Raw genomic sequence first — 5,491 nt, 5'->3', positions numbered from 1 at the left:
GCACGGATTCGTCCTGCAGATCCGCATCGTCGAGATTGATGACCGGCACCTGCACCGCCGGCAAGGCTCCCTGCACCAAGTGCTGGCTGAGCAAGGCCACCGGAGCGCTGTCGCCGAGGGTGTAGGCCAGGCGCTCGCGGGGATAGGCCGGGTCCAGCGGGACATAACCGGCGCCGGACTTGAGGATGCCCAGCAGGCCGATGATCATCGCAGGGCCTCGCTCGACGCAGATCGCCACCCGATCGTCCGGGCGCACGCCCAGGGCCAGCAGGCGATGGGCAACCTGGTTGGCCCGGGCGTTGAGTTCGCCGTAGCTCAGGCTGTGCTCCTGATACACCAGCGCCACGGCCTCCGGCCGCTCGGCGGCACGGGCTTCGAATTGCTGATGGATCAACGCATCGGCGGCATAGACCTTGCCTGGCTGGTTCCAGTCTTCGAGCAACTGCTCGCGTTCATCGTCCGGCAGGATCGACAGGCTGTTCAGCGCGGCCTGCGGTCGGTGTTCCAATGCTTCCACCAGGCTCGCCAGGGCAGCCTGCATATAACCGCCAACCCGCTCGGCACTGATCTGTCCCACGGCCTGGATGTTGAGCATAAAGTCGTCGCCCAGGTCATCGACGTTCAGGCACAACGGATAGTTGGTCCGCTCCTCCATGCTCAGGGTCTGGATGCCCTGCCAGACCGACAACGTTTCGGACGAGGCTACACCGCCGGTGCTGTGGCGATAGTTCAGCAAGCTGCTGAACAGCGGCAACGAACTCGGTACGCCACTGCAACGCTGGGCCAGGGACAACGAGGCATGCTCGTGCCCGAGCAGGGCCGACAGCCGCCCATGGGTCGCCTTGACCCCGGCCAGTGCGCCCTGGGCACCGACGCTCAGGCGCAGCGGCAAGGTATTGATAAACATGCCCAGGGCCCGGTCGCTACCCTCGCCGCCTTGCATCCGGCCCATCAGCACGGTGCCGAAGACCACTTCCTCACGGCCCGACACCCGGCCCACCACCTGGGCCCAGGCCAGGTGCACCAGGCTCGCGGCACTGACCCCCAGTTGCCGCGCACGGCTGCGCAGACGCCGGCTCAGGCCGCTGTCCAGCAGTTGGTGGATTTCGTCGACACCGCTGCCGTCACCCTGCACGTCCTGGATGCCGTAAGGCAGTGTCGGCTCGTCGATATCGCCAAGCAGCTCGCGGAAAAACCCTTCATGTTCCTGCTGGCTGACCCCCAGGCGTGCCTGGGCCACGTGGTTGCGATACGGCACCGGCGCCGGCAATTGCCCGCCCAGTCCTTGCAGACAGGCCTGCATTTCCTGCACCACCACTTCCAGTGCGGTGTGGTCCAGGGCTATGTGATGGAACAACAATATCCCGACCCAGCGCTGGTTGGCCATGTCCTGTGCATAGGCAATGCGCATCAGCGGCGCCTGGCCGATATCCAGACGGTAATGGCGCGGGTCGAAGCGCTCGTGCAGGTGTTCCAGCACGTCACCCGCAGCCGGATCGACCGTTACCTCTTCCAGCCCCAGTTGCGCAGTGCGCCAGACCACCTGCACCGGCTGGTCCAGTCCCTCCCAGACCACGCTGGTACGCAGGATGTCATGGCGCTCGATCACGCTCTGCAAGGCCTGGGCGAAACCACCCAGGCGCTCGCGATTGTCGAAGGCGAACAGCATCTGCAGGACATAGGGATCACCCTCATGGGCCGCCAGGTGGTGATAAAGAATCCCTTCCTGCAACGGCGCCAGGGCGTAGATATCCTGCACATTGGCCACACCGCCCGGCACGCTGGTCACAATGCGATCGATGGCCGCCTGGTCCAGATCGGCCAGGGGCAGCATGTCCGGGGTAATACGTTCACAGCCCGGGACGATCAGGTTGTCCGGCACCCGCACGTCCTGGTGCCCACCCACCGCCGCGGCCAAGGCCGCCAGGGTCGGCTGGCTGAACAGCACCCGCACATCGGCAGCCAGGCCGACCTGGCGCATGCGCTCGATCAACTTCACCGCCAGCAACGAATGCCCGCCCAGTTCGAAGAAGTGGTCATGGCGACCCACCTGCGGCAGTTGCAGCAAGGACTCCCAGATCTGCGCGATGGCGATTTCCACCGCACCTTCGGGTGCCGCGTAGTCACGTCGTACCAGGGCCTGCGCATCCGGCGCCGGCAGCGCCTTGCGATTCAGCTTGCCGTTAGTGGTCAGCGGGAAGGCTTCCAGGGCCACGAAGGCACTCGGCACCATATAGTCGGCCAGGGACAGCAATAGCTGGGCACGCAGCTCGGCGGCCACCACTTCCCGGTCCGGCGCGGCGATCACATAGGCCACCAGGCGTTTGTCCCCCGGTTCGTCTTCGCGGGCCAGCACCACCGCCTCGCGGACACCTTCGCAAGCCGCCAGCGCCGCTTCGATCTCGCCCAACTCGATACGGAAGCCGCGGATCTTCACCTGGTCGTCGTTGCGGCCCAGGTAATCGAGGCTGCCATCGGCCAGCCAGCGACCCAGGTCGCCGGTCTTGTACAACCGCGCCTGGGGATCCTTGCTGAACGGGTTCGGCAGGAAACGCTCGGCGGTCAGTTCGGCACGGTTCAGATAGCCCCGTGCAACCCCGGCACCGCCGACATACAGCTCGCCGACCACGCCCACCGGTACCGGCTCGCGGCGGCTGTCGAGTACATACAACTGCAAGTCGGGAATGCGTACGCCGATAGGGCTGACGCCCGCCCGCTGCGCATCCGCCGCCACCAATGGGCAGTAGGTCACATGCACCGTGGTTTCGGTAATGCCGTACATATTCACCAGTTGGGTGCCGGCGTTGGCCACCCGGGCGTACCACGGTTTGAGAATCCCGGTCTCCAGGGCTTCGCCACCGAAAATCACCTGGCGCAGGGAATGCCGCAGATCACTCTCGCCCTGGGCGTTGAGCAACTGGCGGAACGCGCTCGGGGTCTGGTTGAGCACCGTCACCCCGGCGTTGCACAGCAGTGCGTAGCAGTCTTGCGGCGAACGGCTGACCAACTGCGGCACCACCAGCAAACGCCCGCCATGCAGCAGCGCGCCCCAGATTTCCCAGACCGAGAAGTCGAAGGCGAACGAGTGGAACAAGGCCCAGACATCCTGCTCATTGAATTCGAACCAGCTCTGGGTCGCCGAGAACAGCCGCGCGACATTGCGGTGCTCGACCATCACCCCCTTGGGCAGGCCGGTTGAGCCGGAGGTATAGATGACATAGGCCAGGTGATGCGGGCTGAGTCCGCTCAGCCGTGGATTGGTGCTCGACTGGGCCAGCAGCGCCGGGCTGCGCAGATCGACCCGGGCGCCGTCAAAGCTGCCCAGCAGCGCCAGGCCGGCGGCATCGGCCAACACCGCCACCGGGGCGCTGTCCTGCAACTGGTAGGCGATACGCTCGGCCGGATAGGCCGGGTCGATCGGCACGTAGCCGGCGCCGGCTTTAAGGATACCCAGCAGGCCGACAATCATCTCCAGACCACGCTCGACACAGATCGCCACCCGGTCATCCGGACGCACACCCAACCCCAGCAAGTGATGGGCCACCTGGTTGGCACGGGCATTCAGTTCGCCGTAGGTCAGCGTGCGCTCTTCATATTGCAGCGCCACGGCGTCCGGTTGCGCCACCACCCAGGCTTCGAAAGTGCGGTGAATCAAGGCGTCATCGGCATACAGCGCATGGGGGGTGTTCCAGCTTTCCAGCAATTGCTGGCGCTCGCCCGGCGGCAAAATATTGACCGCGCCCAACGCCGTGTCCGGTGCCTGCTCCAGGGCCTGCACCAGGTTTTCCAGGGCGCAGTGCATATAACCGCAGACCCGCTCGGCACCGATCCGCCCTTCGGCCATGACGGTCAGGTTGAAACCTTCGCCCAGATCGTCCACCGACAGGGTCAGCGGGTAGTTGGTGCGCTCTTCGCCGTCCAGCGCCTGGATGCCTTCCCAGGCGGCCAGCGCCTGGTCGGTCACGCTGGTATCGCCGATCTGCCGATAGTTGAGCAAGGAACTGAACAGCGGCGTCGAAGCGGCCACGCCGCTGCAGCGTTGTGCCAGCACCAGCGACGCATGCTCGTGGGCCAGCAGCCCGCTGAGTCGGGCATGGGTGGCCTTGAGACCGCTGCGCACGCCCTGCTCTCCCAGAGCCACCCGCAGCGGCAAGGTGTTGATGAACATGCCCAGGGCCCGATCAGCCCCGGCGCCGCCTTGCAGGCGACCGAGCAAGACGGTGCCGAAGACCACATCGTCCTTGTCCGACACCACGCCCAGTACACGACCCCAGGCCAGGTGATAGAGGCTCGCGGCACTCACCCCGAGCTGACGGGCCTGCAAGCGCAGGCGCCGGCTCAGGTCGTCGTCCACGCGTTGGCGCACCTCCTCGATCGCATGACCGTCACCCTGCACATCCTGCAGGCCGAACGGCAGCGTCGGTTCCTCGACATCGCCGAGCATGTCGCGGAAGAACGCTTCGTGTTCCTCGCGGCTGACACCCAGCCAGGCCTGGGCCACGTAGTTGCGATAAGGCACGGACGGCGGCAGCTCGGCCTGGCGGTCGAGCATATGCGCCTCGATTTCGCCGCAGAGAATGCGCAGCGAGGTGGCGTCGTCCACCAGGTGATGGAACAGCAGCATGCCGACCCAGCGGTTGTTCAGCGGGTCCTCGGCATATCCGATACGCATCATCGGCGCCTGGCGGATATCCAGGCGGGTATGGCGTGGATCGAGGCGCTCACGCAGTTGTTCGACGATTTCACCGTTCGCCGGGTCCAGCTCCAGCTGTTCAAGACCCAGGGTCGCTTCGCGCCAGACCACTTGCACTGGAGCATCGAGGCTTTCCCAGAATACCGAGGTACGCAAGATGTCGTGCCGCGCCACCACGCCTTGCAGGGCCTGGGCGAAGCTGTGCAGACGTTCGAGACTGTCAAAGGCGAACATCGCATATTGCAGGTACGGGTCACCCTGGACCGCGGCCAGGTGGTGATACAAAATCCCCTCCTGCAACGGCGCCAGCGCATAGATATCCTGCACATTGGCCAGGCCACCGGGCACACCGGCGACCACACGGTCGATATCGTCCTGGCTCAGGGACACCAGCGGCAGCATGTCCGGGGTGATGCGTTCGCAGCCTTCGGGGATGAGGTTGGCCGGGACTTCGACCTCCTGCTTGCCGCCCACTGCGGCCGCCAGGGCAGACAGGGTCGGCTGGCCGAACAGAACACGGACATCGGCACTGAGGTCGACCTGGCGCATGCGCTCGATCAGCTTCACCGCCAGCAGCGAGTGGCCGCCCAGTTCGAAGAAGTGGTCATGACGACCGACCTGCTCCAGTTGCAACAGGTCCTGCCAGATCCGCGCAATGGCGATCTCGGTGTCACCTTCAGGGGCCTCGTAGCCACGGCTGGCCACCGCCGAGCGATCAGGGGCCGGCAGGGCCTTGCGATCGAGCTTGCCGTTGGCGGTCAGCGGGAAGGCCTCCAGGCTGACAAAGGCACTCGGCAG

At 65.5% G+C, this 5,491-nt stretch carries 1 protein-coding gene; it reads right to left on the bottom strand.

The annotated features are described in order from the left end of the window. The coding region (locus UCMB321_RS10920; protein WP_157015911.1) for a non-ribosomal peptide synthetase at window positions 1-5,491 on the bottom strand (5,491 nt) is incomplete at both ends.

The organism is Pseudomonas batumici (genome assembly GCF_000820515.1).
GTDB lineage: Bacteria > Pseudomonadota > Gammaproteobacteria > Pseudomonadales > Pseudomonadaceae > Aquipseudomonas > Aquipseudomonas batumici.
The sequence above is the reverse complement of the archived record's forward strand: the minus strand, read 5'-3'. Positions and strand labels throughout refer to the sequence as shown.